At 56.8% G+C, this 23,869-nt stretch carries 21 protein-coding genes; 14 read left to right on the forward strand and 7 right to left on the reverse strand.

Features of this window, described 5'->3' with window-relative positions; translation table 11 throughout:
* Positions 1 to 101: 101 nt before the first annotated feature.
* Positions 102 to 1,682 (reverse strand): RNA repair transcriptional activator RtcR, encoded by a 1,581-nt coding sequence (gene rtcR, locus GNG29_RS01105; protein ID WP_103177830.1) that lies wholly within the window; start codon positions 1,680 to 1,682, stop codon positions 102 to 104.
* Between the two features lie 221 nt (positions 1,683 to 1,903).
* Here rtcR and GNG29_RS01110 point away from each other — a divergent pair, with 221 nt between their 5' ends.
* Both GNG29_RS01110 and GNG29_RS01115 read left to right on the forward strand, forming a co-directional pair.
* Positions 1,904 to 3,130 carry an RtcB family protein gene (locus GNG29_RS01110; RefSeq protein ID WP_103177831.1) on the forward strand — a complete coding sequence of 409 codons (1,227 nt, stop codon included), beginning with the start codon at positions 1,904 to 1,906 and terminating at the stop codon, positions 3,128 to 3,130.
* Positions 3,131 to 3,135: 5 nt separating this feature from the next.
* Positions 3,136 to 3,924, forward strand: a complete 789-nt coding sequence (locus GNG29_RS01115) for a nucleotidyltransferase domain-containing protein (protein ID WP_156653717.1) — start codon at positions 3,136 to 3,138, stop codon at positions 3,922 to 3,924.
* A 32-nt stretch (positions 3,925 to 3,956) separates the two neighbouring features.
* Here GNG29_RS01115 and lysC read toward each other — a convergent pair whose 3' ends face one another.
* Positions 3,957 to 5,306 (reverse strand): lysine-sensitive aspartokinase 3, encoded by a 1,350-nt coding sequence (gene lysC, locus GNG29_RS01120; protein ID WP_114388200.1) that lies wholly within the window; start codon positions 5,304 to 5,306, stop codon positions 3,957 to 3,959.
* A 304-nt stretch (positions 5,307 to 5,610) separates the two neighbouring features.
* Between lysC and pgi the strand changes: the two genes are divergently transcribed.
* A complete protein-coding gene (gene pgi / locus GNG29_RS01125) occupies positions 5,611 to 7,260 on the forward strand; it encodes a glucose-6-phosphate isomerase (protein WP_156653718.1) in 1,650 nt (549 codons plus the stop codon).
* 175 nt (positions 7,261 to 7,435) lie between these two features.
* Positions 7,436 to 7,846 (forward strand): phosphate-starvation-inducible protein PsiE, encoded by a 411-nt coding sequence (gene psiE, locus GNG29_RS01130; protein ID WP_103825384.1) that lies wholly within the window; start codon positions 7,436 to 7,438, stop codon positions 7,844 to 7,846.
* Between the two features lie 94 nt (positions 7,847 to 7,940).
* Here psiE and malG read toward each other — a convergent pair whose 3' ends face one another.
* The 3 genes from malG to malE all read right to left on the reverse strand — a co-directional run bounded on the left by malG (position 7,941) and on the right by malE (position 11,698).
* On the reverse strand, positions 7,941 to 8,831 hold the full coding sequence (gene malG / locus GNG29_RS01135) for a maltose ABC transporter permease MalG (protein ID WP_032615951.1): 891 nt from the start codon (positions 8,829 to 8,831) through the stop codon (positions 7,941 to 7,943).
* A 14-nt stretch (positions 8,832 to 8,845) separates the two neighbouring features.
* Entirely contained in the window at positions 8,846 to 10,390 is a 1,545-nt protein-coding gene (gene malF / locus GNG29_RS01140) for a maltose ABC transporter permease MalF (RefSeq protein WP_103177836.1), read from the reverse strand.
* Positions 10,391 to 10,507: 117 nt separating this feature from the next.
* Entirely contained in the window at positions 10,508 to 11,698 is a 1,191-nt protein-coding gene (malE, locus tag GNG29_RS01145) for a maltose/maltodextrin ABC transporter substrate-binding protein MalE (RefSeq protein ID WP_139156313.1), read from the reverse strand.
* 370 nt (positions 11,699 to 12,068) lie between these two features.
* On the opposite strand from malE, the gene malK reads away from it, so the two are divergent.
* The 5 genes from malK (at position 12,069) to ubiA (ending at position 17,195) form a co-directional block, all read left to right on the forward strand.
* Entirely contained in the window at positions 12,069 to 13,178 is a 1,110-nt protein-coding gene (malK, locus tag GNG29_RS01150) for a maltose/maltodextrin ABC transporter ATP-binding protein MalK (RefSeq protein WP_103177838.1), read from the forward strand.
* Between the two features lie 71 nt (positions 13,179 to 13,249).
* Complete coding sequence (locus tag GNG29_RS01155; RefSeq protein WP_103181013.1) at positions 13,250 to 14,557, forward strand: maltoporin; 1,308 nt, start codon at positions 13,250 to 13,252, stop codon at positions 14,555 to 14,557.
* A gap of 113 nt (positions 14,558 to 14,670) precedes the next feature.
* Positions 14,671 to 15,633, forward strand: coding sequence for a maltose operon protein MalM (malM, locus tag GNG29_RS01160; protein ID WP_156653719.1), 963 nt, complete (start codon positions 14,671 to 14,673; stop codon positions 15,631 to 15,633).
* 182 nt (positions 15,634 to 15,815) lie between these two features.
* The gene (ubiC, locus tag GNG29_RS01165) at positions 15,816 to 16,313 is read left to right on the forward strand and encodes a chorismate lyase (protein ID WP_156653720.1); all 498 of its coding nucleotides are present in this window, start codon (positions 15,816 to 15,818) and stop codon (positions 16,311 to 16,313) included.
* Positions 16,314 to 16,325: 12 nt separating this feature from the next.
* The gene (ubiA, locus tag GNG29_RS01170) at positions 16,326 to 17,195 is read left to right on the forward strand and encodes a 4-hydroxybenzoate octaprenyltransferase (RefSeq protein WP_103177841.1); all 870 of its coding nucleotides are present in this window, start codon (positions 16,326 to 16,328) and stop codon (positions 17,193 to 17,195) included.
* An 87-nt stretch (positions 17,196 to 17,282) separates the two neighbouring features.
* On the opposite strand, the gene plsB is transcribed toward ubiA, so the two are convergent.
* Positions 17,283 to 19,703 carry a glycerol-3-phosphate 1-O-acyltransferase PlsB gene (plsB, locus tag GNG29_RS01175; protein WP_103177842.1) on the reverse strand — a complete coding sequence of 807 codons (2,421 nt, stop codon included), beginning with the start codon at positions 19,701 to 19,703 and terminating at the stop codon, positions 17,283 to 17,285.
* 155 nt (positions 19,704 to 19,858) lie between these two features.
* Between plsB and GNG29_RS01180 the strand changes: the two genes are divergently transcribed.
* The 4 genes from GNG29_RS01180 to GNG29_RS01195 all read left to right on the forward strand — a co-directional run bounded on the left by GNG29_RS01180 (position 19,859) and on the right by GNG29_RS01195 (position 22,679).
* Complete coding sequence (locus tag GNG29_RS01180; protein ID WP_103177843.1) at positions 19,859 to 20,227, forward strand: diacylglycerol kinase; 369 nt, start codon at positions 19,859 to 19,861, stop codon at positions 20,225 to 20,227.
* Positions 20,228 to 20,336: 109 nt separating this feature from the next.
* The gene (lexA, locus tag GNG29_RS01185; RefSeq protein WP_103825393.1) at positions 20,337 to 20,945 is read left to right on the forward strand and encodes a transcriptional repressor LexA; all 609 of its coding nucleotides are present in this window, start codon (positions 20,337 to 20,339) and stop codon (positions 20,943 to 20,945) included.
* Between the two features lie 63 nt (positions 20,946 to 21,008).
* Positions 21,009 to 22,328 carry an MATE family efflux transporter DinF gene (gene dinF / locus GNG29_RS01190; protein ID WP_103177845.1) on the forward strand — a complete coding sequence of 440 codons (1,320 nt, stop codon included), beginning with the start codon at positions 21,009 to 21,011 and terminating at the stop codon, positions 22,326 to 22,328.
* Between the two features lie 141 nt (positions 22,329 to 22,469).
* Complete coding sequence (locus tag GNG29_RS01195) at positions 22,470 to 22,679, forward strand: CsbD family protein (RefSeq protein WP_103177846.1); 210 nt, start codon at positions 22,470 to 22,472, stop codon at positions 22,677 to 22,679.
* Between the two features lie 68 nt (positions 22,680 to 22,747).
* Here GNG29_RS01195 and zur read toward each other — a convergent pair whose 3' ends face one another.
* Positions 22,748 to 23,263: a zinc uptake transcriptional repressor Zur gene (gene zur / locus GNG29_RS01200; protein WP_039031935.1), complete on the reverse strand. Its 516-nt coding sequence runs from the start codon at positions 23,261 to 23,263 to the stop codon at positions 22,748 to 22,750.
* A gap of 112 nt (positions 23,264 to 23,375) precedes the next feature.
* Between zur and GNG29_RS01205 the strand changes: the two genes are divergently transcribed.
* Positions 23,376 to 23,864, forward strand: a complete 489-nt coding sequence (locus GNG29_RS01205) for a cupin domain-containing protein (RefSeq protein WP_156653721.1) — start codon at positions 23,376 to 23,378, stop codon at positions 23,862 to 23,864.
* The last annotated feature ends 5 nt before the right edge of the window (positions 23,865 to 23,869 follow it).

The raw sequence follows: 23,869 nt of genomic DNA on the forward strand, positions 1-23,869 counted from the left end.
TGCGATTTGTTGTGTTGTGTCGTTATTAAAAAAGCCGGGATCGAGCCCGGCTTAGAGGTATTGTTTATCGTGCTAAGTAATTTTGTTCAATCAAATAATATTCATGATCGCTGACGTACGCTCTCCCAGCTCAGGCCAAAGCGGGCCAGATATTTGCGGAGCCTGTCGGCATCGTTAGGATTCGCTTTTTTCAAACGCGAGACGGCAAAAAGTTCGCGTCCGGCCTCAGACAAGGAGGCACTGCGGCGACATACCTCCAGCACGGTTTCCAGTTGACGCAAATCGAAAAGGTCGATCGCCATTTCTGCCGTAGCCGGTAGCGAAACAGCCTGCCAGTCACTAAGCAGACGGGCAATTTCCTCCTCAACCAATGCCAGCGTGATGCGACCCTGCTCGGCAAGCGTGGCCATTCGCGCCACAGAAGAGCCCAGTTCACGAAAGTTACCGCGCCATAACGCCTGCGGAGAGTCAGCAAAACGCAGATAGCGCTCGCGCGCCTCTTTGTCGAAGCGAACCTGAGATTGTGCTTCGGTCGCAAAGCGTTGCAGTTCGTACTCCACGTTGGGGGCGATATCTTCCCGGCGCTGCGCCAGGCCGGGCAGGGCAAAACTCCACATATTGATACGGGCGTAGAGATCTTCGCGAAAACGACCTTCCGCCACCCACTGGCGCATATCCCGGTGCGTGCCGGCAATCAGCTGAAAATCGCTCCTGACCTCTTTATCGGAGCCAAACGGGAAGAAGGTTTTTTCTTCGATAGCTTTTAACAGCATGGCCTGTTCATCGAGACCCAGTTCGGCAATCTCATCTAAGAACAGCACGCCGCCGTCGGCCTCACGCAGCAGCCCGGCGCGGGCGGCGACTGCCCCGGTAAATGCCCCTTTAACATGGCCAAAAAGAGTCGACATGGCGTTGTCGCCCCGCAGCGTAGCGCAGTTTACCGCCACCAGCCTGCCGGAAAGCTGATGACGGGATTGCTTAAGCTGGTAAATGCGATTGGCGAGAAACGATTTTCCGGCCCCCGTTGGGCCAGTCAGCAGGAGAGGAGCGGTTGAGCGCAGCGCCACACGCTCAATCTGATCGATCAGGGCGTTGAAGGTGGCATTGCGGGTATCAATCCCGGCTTTCAGGAACGAAACGGATTCCTGCTGTTCACGCTGAAAGCGGCTGGTCAATGTGGCATAACGGCTTAAATCCAGGTCGATGATCGAATAACGTCCGACGGGGACGGCCTCTTCTGGCGCCTCCCTGCTGGCAGGGCCGGTCTGGATCAGGCTGGCGGGGAGATACCGCGCTTCGGTCAGCAAAAACCAGCAAATCTGCGCCACGTGCGTGCCGGTGGTGATATGGACCAGGTACTCTTCATGTTCGGTGTCAAACTGATAGTGTGTGGCGAAGTCGAGGAAGGCGGCGTAGACCTCTTCAAAATCCCAGGGATCGGCTATGGTGACGGGACATGCGCGCACGGTGGTATGGGGGGAAAGCTGGCTGATATCTTCCGTTATCTGTTCCGCCATCCCCCGGTCCTGCGGCTGGTGGAGTAGTTCAAGCCTGTCGACGGGGAGATCGGGCTGCAGACAAAGTGCGACCGTTGGGCGCCATTTACGTAAGCGGTTAGCCCGCTTGCCGCGCTTATCCATCACCGTACCCAGTACCCCAATAACCACTCGCCGCTTTTTCATGTTTATCCTGAAAGATAAAAAGTGATATTGAAAGATAAAAATATTCTGTGGATTAAGCAATGCCCGTGAAGGCCTTCTAAATTAATTTCAGTTTAATCAATGAGATATATTTAATCGGTGCTGGCTGTACCTTTTGGCACACTTCTGGCAATACCTGTTACTAACAGACAAAGTAAATGGGTTGGCCGTGAAAGTTTCAGGCGACCCTGAGGGTGAGTACCATGAAACAGACTGATTTTGATGTTTTAAGCGCGCAGCACAGCGCACCGGTAAAAATGTGGACGCACGGGGTGCCCGTTGAGCCAGAGGCGCGCGAACAGTTGCTCAATACCGCAAAGATGCCGTTTATTTTTAAGCATCTGGCGGTGATGCCGGATGTGCATCTCGGAAAAGGCTCCACCATTGGCAGCGTAATCCCCACTAAAGGGGCGATCATTCCCGCGGCGGTGGGGGTGGATATTGGTTGCGGAATGATTGCCGTGCGGACATCTCTGCTGGCAGGCGATCTGCCGGATAACCTTCACGGGCTGCGCAGCGCCATTGAACAGGCGGTGCCGCACGGGCGGACCAACACCCGCTCCCGTCGCGACAAGGGAGCATGGGCAAAGACGCCGGATGAGGTGGATAACCACTGGGCCCGGCTGGCGCCGCGCTTCAAACGGCTGACGGATAAATATCCGCAACTGCTGAAAACCAATAACCATCAGCATCTGGGGACGCTGGGCACCGGGAACCACTTTATCGAGATCTGCCTGGATGAGCAGCAACGCGTCTGGGTCATGCTCCACAGCGGTTCGCGTGGCGTGGGCAATGCCATCGGCAATGTGTTTATCACGCTGGCGCAGAAGGATATGCAGCAGCATATTGCCAACCTGCCTGACAGAAACCTGGCCTATTTCCAGGAGGGGAGCCGGCACTATAACGACTACATCGAAGCCGTGGAATGGGCACAGGATTTTGCGCGCCATAACCGCGAGGTGATGATGTCCCGCGTGCTGGCCGCGCTCTCGCGCATTGTGCCAAAGCCTTTCCTCACGCAGCAGGAGGCGGTGAATTGCCATCACAACTATGTCCAGAAGGAGCGTCATTTTGGTGAAGAGGTCCTGGTGACGCGCAAAGGGGCAGTGTCGGCGCAGAAGGGCGAGATGGGGATCATCCCCGGGTCGATGGGGGCGAAAAGCTTTATCGTGCGCGGCCTGGGCAATGAAGAGAGCTTCTGCTCCTGCAGCCATGGGGCAGGGCGGGTGATGAGCCGCACGGCGGCCAAAAAACGCTTCACCGTTGCCGATCAGGTTCGTGCCACGGCCCACGTCGAGTGCAGAAAAGACAGCGAGGTCATCGATGAGATCCCGATGGCCTATAAAGATATCGATGCCGTCATGGCGGCGCAGGCGTCGCTGGTCGAAATCGTCCATACCTTGCGCCAGGTGGTCTGTGTAAAAGGATAAAAGAGATGGCTGATAACGGTGTAGATGCCGCCATGCGCGAGCGCGTGCGGCAGCAACTTAACGAGATAGAGCAACGGTTCAATGTGTCCGTGCTGTACGCCTGTGAGTCGGGCAGCCGGGGCTGGGGCTTTGCGTCGCCGGACAGCGATTATGACGTGCGCTTCCTGTATGTGCATAAACCTGACTGGTATTTGCGCGTCGAACCGCAGCGGGATGTGATCGAGCTGCCCATAGACGACGAACTGGACATAAGCGGCTGGGAGTGGCGCAAGGCGCTGGGTTTGCTGAAAGCGGCCAACCCCACGCTTATCGAGTGGCTGGATTCGCCGGTGGTCTATCAGCAGAGCGATACGGTAATCACGGAGCTGCGCGCGCAGGTACCCGCCTGGTTTTCACCCGTGCGTGCGCGCTGGCACTACTACTCTATGGCGCGTAAAAACTTCCGCGGTTATTTACAGGGCGAAGAGGTGCGGCTGAAGAAGTACTTTTACGTCCTGCGTCCGCTGCTGGCAGTGCGGTGGGTGGAGGCCGGAAAAGGGATGCCGCCGATGCGTTTTGCTGAACTGCTGGCGGGAAGCGAGCTTGATGCGCCATTACGTCAGGAAATCGATGCCCTGCTGGCAATAAAACAGCGTGCCGGGGAAGCGCAATATGGTCCCAGACGCCCTTTGCTGCACGCTTTCATCACCCAGGAGCTGGCGCGGGGCGAAAACCCGCCCACGCTGCCGGACAGCCGTCATGGCAAGGTAGCCTCGCTGGATGCGCTGCTGATGAGAACGGTGCTGGCAGGATAAAAAAAGGGCCCGGTTGTCCGGGCCCTTTTTTGTTATTCAAACAAGTTATGATGCAGTTTCTGCACGACCTGCTCGGCTTCATGGCCTGGTACCAGGAAGCAGAGGTTGTAGCTGGATGCGCCATAGCAAATCATGCGGATGTTAAACGGATCCAGCACGCCAAACACCTCTTTGCCCACGCCGCTGGCGCGGGACAGCTCGTTACCGATGATCGCCACCAGGGCGAGATCTTCTTCCACCTCGACGCGGCACAGCTCAGAGAGCTCCATCAGCAGAGATTGCGTCAGTAGGGTATCGCCGGTGGAGGTTGAGCCGGTGGTGTCCAGCGTCAGGGCGATGTTCACCTCTGAGGTGGTGACCAGATCAACCGAGATGCTGTGGCGCGCCAGAATGCTGAATACCTCGGCCAGGAAGCCGCGGGAGTGCAGCATGCTCAGGCTGTGCAGGGTCAGCAGGGTCTGCTTGCGACGCAGGGCGATGGCGCGGAACAGCGGTGGGTTTTCGGTGGTGTTGCACACCATGGTGCCGCCCGCTTTTGGATCCTTGCTGGAGCCGACGAACACAGGAATGTCGCTGCGCACTGCCGGCAGTAATGTCGCCGGGTGCAGCACTTTCGCGCCGAAGGTCGCCATCTCGGCGGCCTCTTCAAAGGCGATCTCGTCAATACGTTTTGCCGCCGGCACCACGCGCGGGTCGGTGGTGTAAATACCCGGCACGTCCGTCCAGATATCCACGCGGGAGGCGCGCAGCGCCTCGCCCAGCAGGGCTGCGGTGTAGTCGCTGCCGCCACGGCCCAGCGTGGTGGTGCGGCCTTTGGCTTCGCTACCGATAAAGCCCTGGGTGATGACAATCCCTTCCGCCAGACGCGGCGCCAGCTGTTGGGTGGTCAGCTCGGCAATGGCCTCAATATCCGGCTCGGCACGACCGAAACGGTCGCTGGTGCGCAGCACTTTACGCACGTCAAACCACTGCGACTGAACGTTACGCTCGCGCAGCACTTCGACAAACAGCAGGGTCGACATCAGCTCACCGTGGCTGACCAGCTCGTCGGTCAGGGCGGTGGAGGTGGCCAGAGAGGCGGCTTCGGCCAGGGTGATGATATTTTCCAGCAGGCGCTCAATCTCTTCGCTGATGACGCTCGGATCGCGCAGACGGCTAAGGATATCGAACTGAATTTTGTGCAGCGCTTCCAGCTTCGCCTGGCGCTCGCTCGCTTCCAGCCCTTCTGCCAGGGCTACCAGCAGATTAGTGACGCCCGCCGAAGCGGACAACACCACCAGCCGGGTATTCGGATCGGCCAGCACCACATCGGCGCTGCGGTTCATGGCATCAAAATCGGCCACGCTGGTACCGCCAAACTTGGCGACAACAAAACTCGTCATAACAACCTCGTGTCAGGGAAGGAAAAAAGCGACCATGGCACAAGGACAAAATAGTTTTATCGGTGCAGGCGCAAATACCGTGTGTATAAATAAAATGTGCAGGGGATCCTGTCAACGCTGGGATTATGCGGATTTTTCATGCTGCATTCCATATGAGAAACAGGACTTATAACAGCTATACTTTTGGAGCTTTTGCACTGCACTTGATGCAAGCCAGGCCAATGGCATAAAAACCATCACAATTTTTAGCGGCAGAGGCTACAATCGACCGAGGTCACAATTCTCAATTCAGAAGAGTATTGCTATGAAAAATATCAACCCAACGCAGACTGCAGCCTGGCAGGCATTACAGAAACACTTTGATGAGATGAAAGACGTTACTATCGCGGAGCTGTTCGCGAAAGACGGCGATCGTTTCAATAAGTTCTCCGCGACGTTTGACGATCAGATGCTGGTCGATTTTTCCAAAAACCGCATCACTGAAGAGACGCTGGCAAAACTGCAGGATCTGGCGAAAGAGACCGATCTGAGCGGTGCCATCAAGTCCATGTTCTCTGGCGAGAAGATCAACCGTACTGAAGATCGCGCCGTACTGCATGTTGCACTGCGTAACCGTAGCAATACTCCAATCATCGTTGACGGCAAAGATGTGATGCCTGAAGTGAACGCCGTGCTGGAAAAGATGAAAACCTTCTCGGAAGCAATCATCTCAGGTCAGTGGAAAGGCTACACCGGCAAACCGATCACCGATGTGGTGAACATCGGTATCGGCGGCTCCGACCTTGGCCCATTTATGGTGACCGAAGCGCTGCGCCCGTACAAAAACCACCTCAACATGCACTTTGTCTCTAACGTCGATGGCACTCACATCGCCGAAGTGCTGAAAAAAGTGAACCCGGAAAGCACCCTGTTCCTGGTGGCGTCCAAAACCTTCACCACCCAGGAAACCATGACCAACGCCCACAGCGCGCGCGACTGGTTCCTGCAGAGTGCCGGTGACGAGCAGCACGTGGCGAAACACTTCGCGGCGCTCTCCACCAATGCTAAAGCGGTCGGCGAGTTCGGCATCGACACTGCCAACATGTTCGAGTTCTGGGACTGGGTTGGCGGTCGTTACTCCCTGTGGTCCGCGATCGGTCTGTCTATCATACTCTCCGTGGGCTACGACAACTTTGTTGAGCTGCTCTCCGGCGCGCATGCGATGGATAAACATTTCTCTACCACGCCGGCAGAGAAAAACCTGCCGGTGCTGCTGGCGCTGATCGGCATCTGGTACAACAACTTCTTTGGTGCAGAAACCGAAGCGATCCTGCCGTACGACCAGTACATGCACCGTTTCGCAGCCTACTTCCAGCAGGGCAACATGGAATCCAACGGTAAATACGTTGACCGTAACGGCAACGCCGTGGATTACCAGACCGGCCCAATCATCTGGGGTGAGCCAGGCACCAACGGCCAGCACGCGTTCTACCAGCTGATCCACCAGGGCACCAAAATGGTACCGTGCGATTTCATCGCCCCGGCTATCACTCATAACCCGCTGTCTGACCACCATCCGAAGCTGCTGTCGAACTTCTTCGCGCAGACCGAAGCGCTGGCGTTCGGTAAAGCGCGTGACGTGGTTGAGCAGGAGTATCGCGATCAGGGTAAAGATCCGGCGACCCTGGATCACGTGGTGCCGTTCAAAGTGTTCGAAGGCAACCGTCCAACTAACTCCATCCTGCTGCGTGAGATCACCCCGTTCAGCCTGGGTGCGCTGATTGCCCTGTATGAGCACAAAATCTTCACCCAGGGCGCGATCCTGAACATCTTCACCTTTGACCAGTGGGGCGTTGAGCTGGGCAAACAGCTGGCTAACCGCATCCTGCCTGAGCTGGGGGATAACCAGGACATTAGCAGCCACGACAGCTCCACCAACGGCCTGATTAACCGTTATAAAGCCTGGCGCGCATAATTCTGCTGCGGTCTGTCTGCCCGGTGGCGCTACGCTTACCGGGCCTACAAAACCCCGTAGGCCGGGCAAACTGAGTGCCGCCCGGCAGATCTGCACAAAATATAAACAAAAAATATAGATCCCCGTCACATTTTTGCGTTATACAGGAATCTCGTCCCGGAGAATGAGGTGCTGTATGACATCCCTGACTCGCCCGCGTGTTGAGTTTATCTCAACCATTCTGCAGACCGTGTTGAACCTGGGTCTGCTGAGCCTTGGCCTGATCCTGGTCGTCTTCCTCGGTAAAGAGACGGTGCATCTGGCTGATGTGCTTTTCGCCCCTGAGCAAACCAGCAAATACGAGCTGGTTGAAGGGCTGGTGGTTTACTTTCTCTACTTCGAATTTATCGCCCTGATCGTCAAGTACTTTCAGTCTGGCTTTCACTTCCCGCTGCGCTACTTTGTCTACATTGGTATCACCGCGATTGTGCGACTGATCATCGTCGATCATAAATCGCCCCTCGACGTGCTGCTCTACTCGGCGGCTATCCTGCTGCTGGTGGTCACCCTCTGGCTGTGCAACTCGAAGCGACTGAAACGGGAATAAAAAAAGGGCGGCCCGAGGGCCGCCGAAAACAGTCACAAGTTTGGATCAAGACATCAAGGCAAAGTTGAGGGTTGCAGTGGAATAACAATGAAAATTAACCTTTCACGCCCCCCGCGGTCAGGCCGTTCACCAGCCAGCGCTGGGCCAGCAGGAAGACGACGGTGATCGGGATAGCGGAGAGGACAGCGGCTGCGGCAAAGTCGCCCCACAGATAGTTTTGCGGGTTGAGGTATTGCTGCATCCCTACCGCCAGGGTGTAGCTGTTCACATCACGCAGCAGCAGTGAGGCGACCGGCACTTCGGTAATGGCGGCGATAAACGACAGAATAAAGACCACCGCCAGAATCGGTACGGAGAGCGGCAGCAGCACCAGACGGAACGCCTGCCACGGGGTGGCGCCATCCAGCGACGCGGCCTCTTCCAGCGAGTTGTCGATGGTTTCGAAATAGCCTTTGATGGTCCAGACGTGCAGCGCGATCCCGCCGAGGTAGGCGAAAATCACCCCACCGTGGGTGTTCAGACCGATAAACGGCACATACTGGCCGAGGCGGTCAAACAAGGCGTACAGCGCCACCAGGGACAGGACCGCCGGGAACATCTGGAAAATCAGCATCCCTTTCAGCAGCGTCGCTTTCCCTTTGAAGCGCATACGGGCAAAGGCGTAGGCGCAGGTGGTGGAGAGCGTCACGATACCGATCGCGGTGATGGTGGCGACTTTCACCGAGTTCCACAGCCACAGCAACACCGGGAACGGCGGCGGGGTGACGCGGCCATCAGCATGTTCCACGCTGAAGCCCAGCGCTAACTTCCAGTGCTCCCAGGAGATTTGCTCCGGGATCAGGCTACCGGTGGCGAAGTTACCCGAACGCAGGGAGATGGCGATAACCATCAGCAGCGGGAACATGATTGCCGCGATAAAAATCAGCAGACCCAGGTGGGTGATCAGTAAACGTAATTTCTGCGATTTGGGTTGGACCATAGCCATTTTCAGTACCCTCCTTAGTCAAACTTCATGCGGGTTGCTTTCAGGTTCACGATTGCCAGCGCGCCCACCAGCAGGAAGATCAGGGTGGCAATCGCTGCCGCCAGACCGAAGTCCTGACCACCGCCGCCTTCGAAGGCGATGCGGTAGGTGTAGCTCACGAGCAGGTCGGTATAACCGGCTGGCGTAGTGGTGCCGAGACGGTCCGGGCCACCGTTGGTCAACAGCTGAATCAACACGAAGTTGTTAAAGTTAAAGGCGAAGCTGGCAATCATCAGCGGCGTCAGCGGCTTGATCAGCAGCGGGAGCGTAATCTTAAAGAAGTTCTGGAACGGGGTGGCTCCGTCCATGGCCGACGCTTCATACAGGTCATCCGGGATCGCCTTCAGCAGCCCCATGCACAGGATCATCATGTACGGATAGCCGAGCCAGGTGTTGACGATGATGATCATGCTGCGGGCGGTAGTCGGGTCGCTGAACCACGCCGGTTTGATACCAAACAGGCTGCTCAGCATCATGTTGATTTCACCAAAGCTCTGGTTGAACAGCCCTTTGAAAATCAGAATCGAAATGAACGACGGTACGGCGTATGGCAGGATCAGCAGGACGCGGTAAATCGCTTTGCCTTTCAGGGCTTCCCACTGCACCAGGCAGGCCAGCACCATGCCAACGGCCACGGTCAGGATCACGGTCAGTATCGAGAAGACCACGGTCCAGACAAAGATGGCGAAGAACGGTTTCTGAATGCCTTCGTCGGTAAAGACGCGGGTAAAGTTATCCCAGCCGATGGTGACGGTATAGCCCGGGCTGAGCTTATCGTCGCCCCAGGTGCCGTCAGCATTCACGGACTGGTAGAAGCCGACGTCGTTATTCGGGCGGTACTTCACGCCGGTCTGGTTGTTGGTGAGCGTGCTGTCATCGCCCAGCGTGTACAGCGGACGGGTGCCGGAGAACTGGCGCAGCGAGCTCATAATGACTTTGCTTTCGTCCGGCAGCTCAGCGGTAATCTGGGTCAGCGCCTGACGGTTCTGGGTGATGACGCGCAGGTTGGCGCGTTCCCCTTCCGGCAGGGCATCAGCTTCTTTCAGGGCCAGTTTCTGCTCGCCGCCAAATTTAAAGGCGTCGGAGACGTAATATTTGCCTGCGGCATCGTCGGTCAGCGCCAGCTTCCATTCGTCACCTGCGGGATAGAGACCAAAGTTAAAGGTCTTACCGGCCTGATAGGAACGATCCATCAGTACCTGCTGGGCGCGCTCCTGGGCGAGCTGGTTGGTGCTGCTGTAGTTGGTGAAAGCGATGGCGATGGTGCAAATAAGCGGGAACAGGACAAACAGCCCCATCCCGGCAACGCCTGGATAGACATAGCGCCAGGCGTAGGCTTTGCGGTTAGCAAAAATATAGAGGCCGACCGAGCTTAAAATCAGCGTCATGGCGGCAAACAGGTACTCCCCCTGGGCGTACATCAAAACAATAAGGTAACCCACCAGCAAACCCAGCAGACCAATCACTGACCATTTCAGCGTGTCGCTTTGCCACCAGTGTTTCTTTTTAACGACATCCATGGGGTTCTTCCTCTACAACTGTGAAAACTTATTGTCAGGTGGCGCTCCGCTTACCTGACCTACGGCTCGAACCGTAGTTGTAGGGCGGGTAAGCGAAGCGCCACCCGCCGCTTTTACTTACTTAGTGATACGACCCTGAGCATCTTTCAGCGCAGCATCCACAGTCTGACGACCGCTGGCGGCGTTGATCACCGCGGTACGGGTGGCGTACCAGAAGGCAGCCATCTGCGGGATGTTAGGCATGATTTCGCCCTTCTCGGCGTTGCTCATGGTGGCGGCGATACGTGGATCTTTCGCCAACTGCTCCTGGAAGGATTTCAGCGCGACGGCGCCCAGCGGTTTGTCCTTGTTCACTTCGTCCAGACCCTGATCGGTCAGCAGGTAGTTTTCGAGGAACTCTTTCGCCAGCTCTTTGTTCGGGCTGGCGGCGTTGATACCGGCACTCAGCACGCCAACGAACGGTTTAGACGGCTTGCCTTTGAAGGTTGGCAGCACCGCGACGCCGTAGTTGATTTTGCTCTTGTCGATGTTGGACCACGCCCACGGACCGTTGATGGTCATCGCGGTTTCGCCCTTGTTGAAGGCCGCTTCTGCGATGGAGTAGTCGGTATCCGCGTTCATCTGTTTGTTCTTGATCAGGTCAACCAGGAAGGTCAGACCCGCTTTCGCGCCTGCGTTGTCCACGCCGACGTCTTTCACATCATATTTGCCGTTTTCAAACTTGAACGCATAACCGCCGTCGGCTGCAATCAGCGGCCAGGTGAAGTACGGCTCTTGCAGGTTGAACATCAGCGCGCTCTTACCTTTCGCCTTCAGCTCTTTATCCAGCGCCGGGATCTCTTCCCAGGTTTTTGGCGGGTTCGGTACGAGGTCTTTGTTGTAGATCAGGGAGAGCGATTCAACCGCAACCGGGTAAGCGATCAGCTTGCCGTTGTAGCGCACGGCGTCCCAGGTGAACGGGAACAGCTTGTCCTGGAAGGCTTTATCCGGGGAGATCTCGGCCAGCAGGCCAGACTGAGCATAGCCGCCGAAACGGTCATGGGCCCAGAAGATAATGTCAGGGCCGTCGCCGGTTGCAGCAACCTGTGGGAATTTCTCTTCCAGCTTGTCCGGGTGTTCAACGGTGACTTTAATGCCGGTATCTTTCTCGAATTTTTTACCCACTTCAGCCAGGCCGTTATAGCCTTTGTCGCCGTTAATCCAGATTACCAGCTTACCTTCTTCAATTTTGGCGAGCGCAGGTGCGGAAATCATCATTGCTGCAAGGGCGGACAATGCGAAAACGCGTGCGCCAGTCTTGATATTCATATCTGCCATCCTTTTTGGTGATGTGCTGTGGATACATTGAGGTGGTTCAACGTCGCTCAGTCTCCTTATTTGACATCCTCTTTCCATCCTCCTGGCCCCTACGCCCCACCCCCTCTTTATGTGATCTGCGTTGCATAAATTTCAGTTATGTGTCCTGGCGCACACAAAAGAGCGATGAATTTTGCCGGTGACATCACGAATTTTGCCTCCGCCCCCGGGGGGCGCTGGCGGAGTCCACTCTCTCATCCTCCCGCCTCCTCCCCCATAAAAAAGGCTGGGGGTGGAGGATTCGCGAAACGCCCCGATACCGCATAGTCAGCCCATATTGAATGTTTCTGTTGATGACAGGCTGTAACGAAGGGAGTAGGGCATGGCGAGCGTAGAACTGCGTAACGTAACGAAAGCCTGGGGTGACGTGGTGGTATCGAAAGATATCAATCTCGATATCCAGGAAGGTGAATTCGTGGTTTTTGTTGGCCCGTCAGGCTGCGGTAAATCCACGCTGCTGCGTATGATTGCCGGTCTGGAAACCATCACCAGCGGCGATCTGATGATTGGCGATACCCGCATGAACGATATTCCGCCTGCGGAGCGTGGCGTCGGGATGGTCTTCCAGTCCTATGCGCTTTATCCCCACCTCTCCGTTGCCGAGAACATGTCGTTCGGCCTCAAGCTGGCGGGCGCCAAAAAAGAGACCATCAACCAGCGCGTGACCCAGGTTGCTGAAGTGTTGCAGCTGGCGCATCTGCTGGAGCGTAAGCCGAAGGCCCTGTCCGGTGGGCAGCGCCAGCGCGTGGCGATTGGCCGTACGCTGGTGGCAGAGCCGCGCGTGTTCCTGCTCGATGAGCCGCTGTCGAACCTCGACGCCGCGCTGCGCGTGCAGATGCGTATTGAGATTTCCCGTCTGCACAAGCGTCTTGGCCGCACCATGATTTACGTCACCCACGATCAGGTCGAAGCGATGACTCTCGCCGACAAGATTGTGGTGCTGGATGCCGGTCGCGTGGCGCAGGTGGGTAAACCGCTGGAGCTCTATCACTACCCGGCAGACCGCTTTGTTGCGGGCTTTATTGGCTCGCCAAAGATGAACTTCTTGCCGGTAAAAGTCACCGCCACTGCCATCGATCAGGTTCAGGTTGAGCTGCCGAACCGCCAGCAGGTGTGGCTGCCGGTAGACAGCGTAAACGTCAACGTGGGGGCCAACATGTCCCTCGGGATCCGTCCTGAACATCTGCTGCCAAGCCACATCGCTGATGTGACCCTGGAGGGCGAGGTTCAGGTGGTTGAGCAGTTAGGTCACGAAACACAGATTCATATCCAGATCCCAGCCATTCGTCAGAACCTGGTCTACCGCCAGAACGACGTGGTGTTGGTAAAAGAGGGTGCCACATTCGCTATCGGCTTGCCGCCAGAGCGCTGCCATCTGTTCCGTGAGGATGGCACCGCATGTCGTCGGCTGCATCAAGAGCCCGGCGTTTAAGCAATCCCAATAATAAGCACGAAACCATCAGGTGAAGTGTTCAAAGAAAAGCAATGATCTCAGGAGATAGAATAATGATTACTCTGCGCAAAGTCCCTCTGGCACTCGCCATTGCGGCAGGCATCCTGTCTGCCCAGGCCGGCGCTGTAGACTTCAAAGGTTATGCTCGTTCTGGCATTGGCTGGACCGGGAGTGGTGGCGAACAACAGTGTTTCCAGGCAACAGGTGCACAGAGCAAATACCGTCTTGGTAACGAATGTGAAACCTATGCCGAACTGAAACTGGGTCAGGAAGTGTGGAAAGAGGGCGACAAGAGCTTCTACTTCGACACCAACGTAGCCTACTCTGTTTCTCAGCAGAACGACTGGGAATCAACCAGCCCGGCCTTCCGCGAAGCTAACGTGCAGGGTAAAAACCTGATTGAATGGCTGCCAGGTTCCACTATCTGGGCCGGTAAGCGCTTCTATCAGCGTCATGACGTTCACATGATCGACTTCTACTACTGGGATATCTCCGGTCCTGGTGCAGGTATCGAAAACATCGATCTGGGCTTCGGTAAACTCTCTCTGGCAGCGACCCGTTCTTCTGAGTCCGGCGGCTCTTCTGCATTTGCCGACTTCGATGCAAATGGCGACCGTATTTACGACAATATCGTACCAAACGATGTCTTTGACGTTCGTTTAGCCGGTATGGAAATCAACCCAGGCGGTACGCTGGAGCTGGGCGTTGACTACGGTCACACCAACATTCCTGACGACTACTACCTGCAGCCTGGCGCCTCTAAAGATGGCTGGATGTTCACCGCTGAACATACTCAGAGCATGCTGAAAGGCTTTAACAAGTTTGTTGTTCAGTACGCAACAGACTCCATGACTTCTAACGGTAAAGGTATTCCGCAGGGTGCGAGCCTGAACAACGACGGCTCCATGATCCGCGTTCTTGACCACGGTGCTGTCACCCTGGCTGACCAGTGGGATCTGATGTACGTCGGTATGTACCAGAACATCGACCTGGACAACAACAACGGTACCGAGTGGTGGACCGTCGGTGTTCGTCCGATGTTCAAATGGACGCCAATCATGTCCACCTTGCTGGAAGTGGGCTACGACAACGTCAAATCTCAGAAAACTGACGACACCAACAGCCAGTACAAAATCACCCTGGCCCAACAGTGGCAGGCTGGCGACAGCATCTGGTCCCGTCCGGCTATCCGCGTCTTCGCAACCTACGCCAAGTGGGATGAGAAATGGGGTTACGCGAACAATGGCGATGCAGGCTACACCTCTGGCGTAGCGTACAACGACACCTCCGCGAAAACCTTCAGCCGTGGCGACAACGATGAGTGGACCTTCGGTGCCCAGATGGAGATCTGGTGGTAAGTCGTAACACCTGATGTATTGACCTAAAAGAGGGGCGCAAGCCCCTCTCTTCATAGGGTGCTGCGCGCTATTGCCTGGCCACCGCAGTGCTAACGCAATCTGAGGTAAACATAATGAAAATGAAAAAAAGTCTCGTCGCGCTGTGCCTCTCCGCAGGTCTGCTGGCAGGAGCTCCTGCCATCACGCTTGCGAACGTCAATTTCGTCCCACAAAACACCAGCGCTGCGCCTGCGGTTCCGGCAGCCGCGCTGCAACAGCTGGTCTGGACGCCTGTCGATCAGTCCAAAACCCAGACCACCCAACTTTCTACCGGCGGCCAGACCTTAAACGTGGCGGGGATCGCCGGCCCGGTGGCGGCGTACAGTGTGCCGGCTAATATCGGCGAAATCACCCTGACGCTGACAAGCGTGGTGGAGAAACAGACCAGCGTATTTGCACCGAACGTGCTGATTCTGGATCAGAACCTGACGCCGTCTGCCTACTTCCCAAGCGAATACTTCACCTACCAGGAGCCGGGCGTAATGAGCGCCGATCGTCTGGAAGGGGTCATGCGCCTGACGCCAGCCCTGGGTCAGCAGAAACTGTACGTCCTGGTCTTTACCACCGACAAAGATCTGCAGCAAACCACCAAACTGATCGATCCGGCGAAAGCCTATGCCAAAGGCACCGGCAACGCCGTACCGGATATTCCGGACCCGATTGCCCGTCATGTGACGGATGGCCAGCTGAAGCTGAAAGTCTCCACTAACAGCACCTCCAGCGTGCTGGTCGGTCCGCTGTTTGGCTCCTCCGGTCCTGGCCCGGTCACCGTAGGCAATACCGCGGCACCGGTCTATGCTGCGCCAGCGGTTGCACCTGCTGCGGCTCCGGCTGCCGCGCCAGTCGTTGCCCCGGCCCCGGCGAAGAAGAGCGAGCCGGTACTGACCGATACCGAAGCCTACTTTAATCAGGCCATTAAGCAGGCAGTCGCAAAAGGTGATGTCGATAAAGCGCTGAAACTGCTGGATGAAGCAGAGCGTTTAGGCTCGACCACTGCCCGTTCCACCTTTATCAGCAGTGTAAAAGGCAAGGGGTGACCGTCTCCCCACAATGCTGATTTTGTCAGTAGTTTGGTGCGCCCCTATGGGCGCACTTTTTTTTGTGATTTACACCGCTGTTGCATCTCTGTTGCGATAATGTTCGCTAACTCACGTTTGCCCGCCCCCATTAGGCGTTTCTGCGATACAATAGCTTTACGTTATGTATTGGAGAGACTGGCATGTCACACCCCGCGCTTTTGCTCCTGCGTGCGCTGCGTTATTTTGACGAAATCCCTGCGCTGGAACCGGAGCAGCTCGACTGGCTGCTGCTGGAAGATTCCATGACTAAACGTTTTGAGCAGCAGGGCAAGAACGTCACCGTTACCCTCATTCAGGAGGGATTCGTCACGCCTGACGCGGTGGCGGATGAGCTGCCATTATTGCCGAAAGAGGCGCGCTACTGGCTGCGGGAGATCCTGCTCTGTGCCGACGGCGAGCCGTGGCTGGCCGGGCGCACGGTGGTGCCAGAATCCACTCTTACCGGGCCGGAGATGGCGCTGCAGCAGATGGGCAAAACCCCGCTGGGACGCTATCTGTTCACCTCCTCCGAGCTGACCCGCGATTTTATTGAAATTGGACGCGATGCCGGATTATGGGGACGCCGTTCCCGCTTGCGCTTAAGTGGTAAACCCTTAATGCTGACCGAGCTGTTTTTACCGGCGTCACCGTTGTACTAAGAGGAAGAGAAAATGGAGTGGAGTCTGACGCAGAACAAGCTGCTGGCGTACCACCGCCTGATGCGAACGGATAAGCCGATCGGTGCGCTACTGCTGCTGTGGCCGACCCTGTGGGCGCTGTGGGTAGCAACCCCCGGGCTGCCGCCGCTGTGGATCCTGGCGGTATTTGTGGCGGGTGTCTGGTTGATGCGAGCCGCGGGCTGTGTGGTTAACGATTATGCCGATCGCAAATTTGACGGCCACGTGAAACGCACCGCGAATCGTCCGCTGCCGAGCGGTGATGTCACGGAGAAAGAGGCGCGGACGCTGTTTGTGGTGCTGGTCCTGCTCTCCTTCCTGCTGGTGCTGACCCTCAACACCATGACCATCCTGCTCTCCGTGGCAGCGCTGGCCCTGGCCTGGGTCTACCCGTTTATGAAGCGCTATACCCATCTGCCCCAGGTGGTGCTGGGCGCCGCCTTTGGCTGGTCGATCCCCATGGCCTTTGCCGCCGTCAGCGAAAGTGTGCCGCTGAGCTGCTGGCTGATGTTCCTGGCCAATATCCTCTGGGCGGTGGCCTACGATACCCAGTACGCGATGGTTGACCGCGACGATGATCTGAAGATTGGCATTAAATCGACGGCCATTCTGTTTGGTCGTCAGGACAAGCTGATCATTGGGATTTTGCAGGTCGCGGTGTTGGCACTGATGATGGCAATTGGTTACCTGAACCAGCTGAACGGGGCATTTTACGGGGCGGTTGCGGCGGCGGGTGTGCTCTTTATCTACCAGCAAAAGCTCATTGCCAACCGCGAACGCGAGGCCTGTTTTAAAGCCTTTCTCAATAACAACTATGTCGGGCTGGTATTGTTCCTCGGCCTGGCGGTGAGTTACTGGGCATAAAAAAGCCGGGTGGCGGCTTCGCCTTATCCGGCCTACAATCTGGCAAACCCTGTAGGCCCGGTAAGCGTTAGCGCCACCGGGCGTTTTTTATTCGCCCTGCGTCGCGCTCTCAATCGTTAAGCGCACGTCAGAGGTGATCAGCTCTGCCAGCATCTGGTAAACCTTCATCGTCTCTTCCGGCTCGGCATCACCGCTGTCACTGATATAACCCTCATCACGTAGCGTCAATACCAGCGAACTGAAGACCGCTTTGTCGAAGAACTCCGGCGCGTTGATACCGTGCAGCATCGACAGACGCTGGGCCAGAGTACGGCTCTCTTTCTCCAGCGTACCGCGGTTGATCGACGGGTTGGCGCTCAGCAGCCAGAAGGTGATGGCGTAGCGCTGCACAGTCTCGCGCGCACCCGCCGCCAGCAGCTGTAGCGTGCGTGAGCGGGACGGGTTGATCACCAGAACGTCCTCTTTCTGCGTCATCAGCCCCTGGCGGACCAGCTCTTCAGTATGCTTATCCAGCACCTCTGCCAGCTCGTCGCTGTTCCAGCGCAGGAACAACTCGGCTTTCAGCATCGGGTAGAGAGCGGTGACATGCTCCAGCAGCGCCTGACGGCTGATCTGGCGATGCTGGGTCACGATGGCGGCCATCAGCGAAGGCAGCATCAGCATATGCGCGATGTTATTGCGGTAGTAGGTCATCAGCACCGCCTGCTCGCGCGGCAGAATGATGATATCGCCGATCGTGTCTTTCTCGACCTCGAACTTGTTCATCTGCAATGCGTGATCGATGAGCTCGCTGGCGCTGGCCGTCGGCACCGTGGCATCGGCGGCGTAGGGCACGTTGCGCATCAGGTTCAGGTAGCAGTCGATCTGCTCGGTCAACTGCTCGCGGGTAAGCGAGCGCTGGCGTGAGGCAAGCAGGGCGGTACAGCACAGGTTCATAGCGTTCGCCGCCCCGGCGTTGTTAATGCGTACCATCAGATCGGCAGCAATGGCGTTCACCGTCGGCGTCAGCCAGGCCGGACGCACCGCTTCGATCGGATCGATGGACTCACGCCACTCCGGTACACGGTGGTTGAGGTAGGTCATCAGCGGCATCGGCTCGCCGAAGTTAACATACCCCTGGCCGAGGTTACGCAGCTTGCTCAAACCACGCAGCATCTGCAGCAGGCTCTCTTTCTCTTTGGTGGCGCCGCGCAGCTCTTTGGCGTAGGTGCCCACTTCCATCACGTGCTCGTAACCGATGTAGATTGGCACCAGGGTGATAGGACGCGTACCGCCGCGCAGCATCGCCTGGATAGTCATCGACAGGGTGCCGGTCTTCGGATCGAGCAAACGCCCGGTACGGGAACGGCCACCCTCCACAAAGTACTCGACGGAATAGCCGCGGCTGAACAGCTCGCCGAGATACTCGCGGAAGACGGTGGAGTAGAGCTTGTTACCTTTAAAGGTACGGCGAATAAAGAACGCACCCAGACGGCGGAAGATCGGCCCTGCCGGCCAGAAGTTGAGGTTAATGCCCGCCGCAATGTGCGGTGGCACCAGCCCCTGGTGATAGAGCACGTACGAGAGCAGCAGGTAGTCCATGTGGCTGCGGTGGCAGGGGACGTAGACAATTTCATGGCCGTCATGGGCCAGCTGGCGCACACGCTCGGCGTTGTGCACGTTAATCCCCTGATAGAGACGGTTCCAGGTAAAGCTCAGGATACGGTCGCTGAGGCGGATCATCTCGTAGGAGAAGTTGGCGGCAATCTCTTCCATCAGGGCGATGGCGTTTTGCTGCGCCTTCTCATGGGAGATCTTTTTGCTGCGCGCTTCGTCTTCGACGGCACGGGCAATGGCTTTCGACGCCAGCAGCTTATTGAACAGATCCTGGCGAGCAGGCAGGCGCGGGCCTACCGCGGCAAGACGCTGGCGGGCAAAGTGCATACGCGCCACGCGGGCCAGCTTCTGGGCGATGGTTTTATCCGTGCCGTGCTCATCGGCCATGCGGCGCAGGGAGACGGAAGGTGAAAAACGGACAAAGCTGTCGCGGCCCAGCCAGTTGACGGCGAAAAACTTCTGCACCCCGTTGAGCATGCGCAACGGCGGATTCTCTTCGCCTTTATCGCGCCCCGGACGACGGCCAAACATCACCGATACCGGCACCATCTGCACATCCAGCAGCGGGTTGCTGCGGTGCAGGTCGAGGTAATCATGGAACAGCTTAATGGACTCTTCTTTCGGCGTGTACCAGGTGAATACGCGAGGTCCGCCGTGGATAAAGATGTAGCGTGGCAGTTGGGTGCCGTCGATCTCCAGCGGCTCCAGCGGATCCGGGAGATCGTGCGCCAGGCATTGGGCGCGGAGCGTCAGCAAGTCGGCCTTCGAGTTGTAAGGCAAAACGTACATAATAGGACGCGAGGTATCGAGTCCCAATTCCAGCGTGGGAACCGCCGGAATAGACTTGCTTTTTACCAGGACGCTTAATGGTAAATTAAGTAATTTGTAGTAAATTCGTGGCCAGCCAGACATAAACGATGTAAAGCCTCTGGTTAAAAATGCAATTGCGGCGCAAGGATAACAGAAAGCGCGCAAAATTTCTGTTGTTACCCGTCATACTTCCGGCGGCAGCGCAGCGCGCTTAAGCCACCGTTTCTGACGCTATTTTCGAAGAAAGGTTTCTTTTAATGGCCAACAATACCACTGGGTTAACCCGAATCATTAAAGCTGCCGGCTATTCCTGGAAAGGCATTCGTGCTGCCTGGATCAATGAAGCCGCTTTTCGCCAGGAGGGGGTAGCAGTCATCGCGGCGATTATTATTGCCTGCTGGCTGGACGTTGATCCCATCACCCGCGTACTCCTGATTGGATCGGTAATGTTGGTGATGATAGTCGAAATTCTGAACAGTGCGATCGAGGCGGTGGTCGACCGCATTGGCAGCGACTTCCATGAGCTTTCGGGCCGGGCGAAAGATATGGGCTCTGCCGCTGTGCTGATGGCGATTATCGTTGCCCTGTTTACCTGGGTCACGCTGCTTTGGGGACATTTGCGATAAGCCTTCAGAAACCGAACAAGTCTCTGGTTTTTTATGCGGTTTGTGGTTCCAAAATCGCCTTTAGCTGTATATACTCACAGCATAACTGTATATACACCCAGGGGGCGGAATGAAAGCGTTAACGACCAGGCAGCAAGAGGTGTTTGATCTCATTCGGGATCATATCGGCCAGACGGGTATGCCGCCGACGCGTGCAGAAATCGCGCAGCGTCTGGGCTTCCGTTCTCCAAATGCCGCTGAAGAGCACCTTAAAGCCCTGGCGCGTAAGGGTGTGCTTGAGATTGTCTCCGGCGCGTCTCGTGGTATTCGTCTGCTCGTTGAAGCAGAAGAGGGCCTTCCGCTTGTCGGTCGTGTCGCCGCCGGGGAACCGCTGCTGGCGCAACAGCATATTGAAGGCCACTATCAGGTCGATCCGGGCATGTTCAAACCGAGCGCGGACTTCTTGCTGCGCGTCAGCGGGATGTCCATGAAGGATATCGGCATTCTCGACGGCGATCTGCTGGCGGTACATAAAACGCAGGATGTGCGCAACGGCCAGGTCGTTGTGGCGCGCATAGATGATGAAGTGACCGTTAAGCGTCTGAAAAAACAGGGCAACACGGTACAGCTGCTGCCGGAAAACAGCGAGTTTTCCCCGATTGTTGTCGATCTGCGTGAACATAACTTTTCCATCGAAGGGCTGGCGGTAGGCGTCATCCGCAACGGTGAATGGTTATAACCTCTTTCTGACAGACTGCGGCAACCCCGCAGTCTGCTTTTCTTTTTTCTCCCGGTCATACACATGTCTCTGCTGACTGCTTCAGACAAGGCGTTGTGGCGTCTTGCCCTCCCGATGATCGTCTCCAATATCAGCGTCCCGCTGCTGGGGCTGGTGGATACCGCCGTTATCGGCCATCTCGACTCTCCGGTCTATCTGGGCGGTGTCGCCATCGGCGCCACGGCAACCAGTTTCCTGTTTATGCTGCTGCTCTTTTTGCGTATGAGCACCACCGGTCTCACCGCTCAGGCCTATGGCGCGAAAGATCCGCTGCGTCTGGCCCGGGCGCTGGTGCAGCCGCTGATCCTCGCGCTCGGCGCCGGTCTGCTGATTGTGCTGCTGCGCACACCGCTTATCGATCTGGCGCTACATATCGTGGGTGGCAGCGAGGATGTCCTGCATCAGGCGCGGCGCTTCCTTGAGATCCGCTGGCTCAGCGCCCCGGCATCGCTGGCTAATCTGGTGCTGCTCGGCTGGCTGCTGGGGGTGCAGTATGCCCGGGCACCGGTGATCCTGCTGGTGGTGGGTAATCTGCTCAATATCGTGCTGGATCTATGGCTGGTGATCGGGCTGAAAATGAACGTGCAGGGGGCCGCCCTGGCGACCGCTGTCGCCGAATACGCCACCCTGTTGCTTGGCTTGTGGATGGTCTGGCGGGTGCTGGCTCTGCGCGGCATTTCCCTGGCGCTGCTGAAAGCGAGCTGGCGCGGCAATATCCGCAAGCTGCTGGCCCTGAACCGGGACATTATGCTGCGCTCGCTGCTGCTGCAACTCTGTTTCGGCGCGCTGACGGTGCTGGGCGCGCGTTTGGGGCCGGAGATTATCGCCGTTAACGCCGTGCTGATGACGCTACTCACCTTTACCGCCTACGCGCTGGATGGTTTTGCCTATGCGGTTGAAGCGCACTCCGGGCAGGCCTATGGCGCCCGGGAAAGCGGCCAGCTGCGCGAAGTATGGCGGGCAGCCTGCCGTCAGTCTGGCATGGTGGCGCTGGCCTTCGCGCTTGTCTATGCCCTGGCGGGTAACCCGATCGTGGCGCTGCTGACTTCGCTGCCAGAGCTGCGCGCGCTGGCGAGCCATTATCTTGTCTGGCAGGTGATTTTGCCGGTGGTGGGGGTCTGGTGCTATTTGCTCGACGGCATGTTTATCGGCGCAACCCGTGGCGCAGAGATGCGCAACAGTATGGCCGTCGCGGCCGCCGGGTTTGGTCTGACGCTGTTCACCTTGCCCTGGCTGGGTAATCACGGCCTGTGGCTGGCCCTGAGCGTTTTCCTGGCGCTGCGGGGGCTCTCTCTGGGCTGGATCTGGCGCCGGCACTGGCGCAACGGCACCTGGTTTCAATAACGGCTTCACCTTACTGAATGGTAAAAGATTCCGAATAACAAACCCAACGCCGCACGCTTATCTATAATTATTATCACGTCCAGCACGAAATCTATTTCAGGACGAACTTATCCTTAACGACCGAGCGAAGAGGAATCGATGATGAATAAAGACCAAGTCGGCGGTAACTGGAAGCAGATCAAAGGTAAAGTAAAAGAACAGTGGGGCGACCTGACTGACGATGACATGACCGTTATCGAAGGTAAACGTGACCAGCTGGTGGGGAAAATTCAGGAACGCTATGGTTATGAGAAAGACCAGGCGGAGAAAGAAGTTGGTGACTGGGAAACCCGTAACAACTATCGCTGGTAATTCAGCTCTACCCGCAGGTACACGGATGTACGCCCAGGGCGACCTTCAGGTCGCCCCTTTTTTTGTGCTCAACGCGGCTTCTTTTTCAGCTGGATAGAGTGGTCATGCTGGCAATTTTCCTGATGGCGGCAGGCCTCGACTTCTACGCAGTTGCGGCACAGACCGTGCGCTTCAATCACGTTGTGACGCAGGGCAAATCCCATCTTCGCCGCCAGAGTATGCATGATGTCTTCCACCCCTTCCGCGCCTTCTTCCTTCACGCTGCCGCAGCGATCGCAAATAAACATCGCTGAGGTGTGGGTAGGCTGATCGAAAAGGTGGCACAGCACATAGCTGTTGGTCGATTCCACTTTATGCACAAAACCCTGCTCAAGCAGAAAATCGAGCGCCCGGTATACGGTAGGGGGCTTCGCCTGCGGCTCGCTTTCGCGCAGCAGATCGAGCAGGTCGTAAGCGCTGATGGCCCCGTTTTGCAGGCTCAGCAGGCGCAACACTTCAAGGCGCTGCGGAGTCAGGCGCACATTGCGTTGCGCACAGAGCTTTTCGGCTTGCGCTAACAGTGCCTGCATTGTGGTCGTTTCCATTTTGCACCTCGAATAACGTGGAATAACAAACCGCCAGTTTACCATGTTCTGGCCTAAACGCCGAGATCCAGCAGGTGTGCTACCCTGACGAAAAACCACGGGGGACCAAAAGATGAAAAGACCGGACTGTATTCGACACTGGCGTGAGGTAGAAGGGGCCGACAATTCAACCTATCCCGATAGCACAGAGCGTTTCTCCATTGGCGCGCCCCTGGCTCGAGCGCTTGGCTTAGGCCGCCTCGGTATTCACCATGAACGCCTGCCGCCTGGGCGTCGTACCTCCTATCCACATGCCGAAAGCGATGAAGAGGAGTTTGTCTTTGTGCTGGAGGGTTATCCCGAAGCCTGGATCAACGGGTATTTATGGAAGCTGGAGCCGGGGGACAGCGTAGGATTTCCGGCCGGGACGGGGGTTTGCCACACCTTTATTAATAACACCACTGAAGAAGTGCGGTTATTAGTGGTGGGCGAAGCCAATAAAAAATATAACCGAATTTATTATCCGCTAAATGCAGTATATGCCGCCACCCGTGAAGATCGCTGGATCGATCACCCGCCACAATTTTTCGGTCCGCATGATGGAAAACCCGGGCGAAAATAAATTCT

Origin of the sequence: Leclercia sp. Colony189 (assembly GCF_009740165.1) — a bacterium.
Lineage (GTDB): Bacteria > Pseudomonadota > Gammaproteobacteria > Enterobacterales > Enterobacteriaceae > Enterobacter.

Bases quoted from the DNA above. Each gene is read 5' to 3' on its own strand.
- rtcR (WP_103177830.1), bottom strand. From the start codon at position 1,682: ATGAAAAAGCGGCGAGTGGTTATTGGGGTACTGGGTACGGTGATGGAT.
- GNG29_RS01110 (WP_103177831.1), top strand. From the start codon at position 1,904: ATGAAACAGACTGATTTTGATGTTTTAAGCGCGCAGCACAGCGCACCG.
- GNG29_RS01115 (WP_156653717.1), top strand. From the start codon at position 3,136: ATGGCTGATAACGGTGTAGATGCCGCCATGCGCGAGCGCGTGCGGCAG.
- lysC (WP_114388200.1), bottom strand. From the start codon at position 5,306: ATGACGAGTTTTGTTGTCGCCAAGTTTGGCGGTACCAGCGTGGCCGAT.
- pgi (WP_156653718.1), top strand. From the start codon at position 5,611: ATGAAAAATATCAACCCAACGCAGACTGCAGCCTGGCAGGCATTACAG.
- psiE (WP_103825384.1), top strand. From the start codon at position 7,436: ATGACATCCCTGACTCGCCCGCGTGTTGAGTTTATCTCAACCATTCTG.
- malG (WP_032615951.1), bottom strand. From the start codon at position 8,831: ATGGCTATGGTCCAACCCAAATCGCAGAAATTACGTTTACTGATCACC.
- malF (WP_103177836.1), bottom strand. From the start codon at position 10,390: ATGGATGTCGTTAAAAAGAAACACTGGTGGCAAAGCGACACGCTGAAA.
- malE (WP_139156313.1), bottom strand. From the start codon at position 11,698: ATGAATATCAAGACTGGCGCACGCGTTTTCGCATTGTCCGCCCTTGCA.
- malK (WP_103177838.1), top strand. From the start codon at position 12,069: ATGGCGAGCGTAGAACTGCGTAACGTAACGAAAGCCTGGGGTGACGTG.
- malM (WP_156653719.1), top strand. From the start codon at position 14,671: ATGAAAATGAAAAAAAGTCTCGTCGCGCTGTGCCTCTCCGCAGGTCTG.
- ubiC (WP_156653720.1), top strand. From the start codon at position 15,816: ATGTCACACCCCGCGCTTTTGCTCCTGCGTGCGCTGCGTTATTTTGAC.
- ubiA (WP_103177841.1), top strand. From the start codon at position 16,326: ATGGAGTGGAGTCTGACGCAGAACAAGCTGCTGGCGTACCACCGCCTG.
- plsB (WP_103177842.1), bottom strand. From the start codon at position 19,703: ATGTCTGGCTGGCCACGAATTTACTACAAATTACTTAATTTACCATTA.
- GNG29_RS01180 (WP_103177843.1), top strand. From the start codon at position 19,859: ATGGCCAACAATACCACTGGGTTAACCCGAATCATTAAAGCTGCCGGC.
- lexA (WP_103825393.1), top strand. From the start codon at position 20,337: ATGAAAGCGTTAACGACCAGGCAGCAAGAGGTGTTTGATCTCATTCGG.
- dinF (WP_103177845.1), top strand. From the start codon at position 21,009: ATGTCTCTGCTGACTGCTTCAGACAAGGCGTTGTGGCGTCTTGCCCTC.
- GNG29_RS01195 (WP_103177846.1), top strand. From the start codon at position 22,470: ATGAATAAAGACCAAGTCGGCGGTAACTGGAAGCAGATCAAAGGTAAA.
- zur (WP_039031935.1), bottom strand. From the start codon at position 23,263: ATGGAAACGACCACAATGCAGGCACTGTTAGCGCAAGCCGAAAAGCTC.
- GNG29_RS01205 (WP_156653721.1), top strand. From the start codon at position 23,376: ATGAAAAGACCGGACTGTATTCGACACTGGCGTGAGGTAGAAGGGGCC.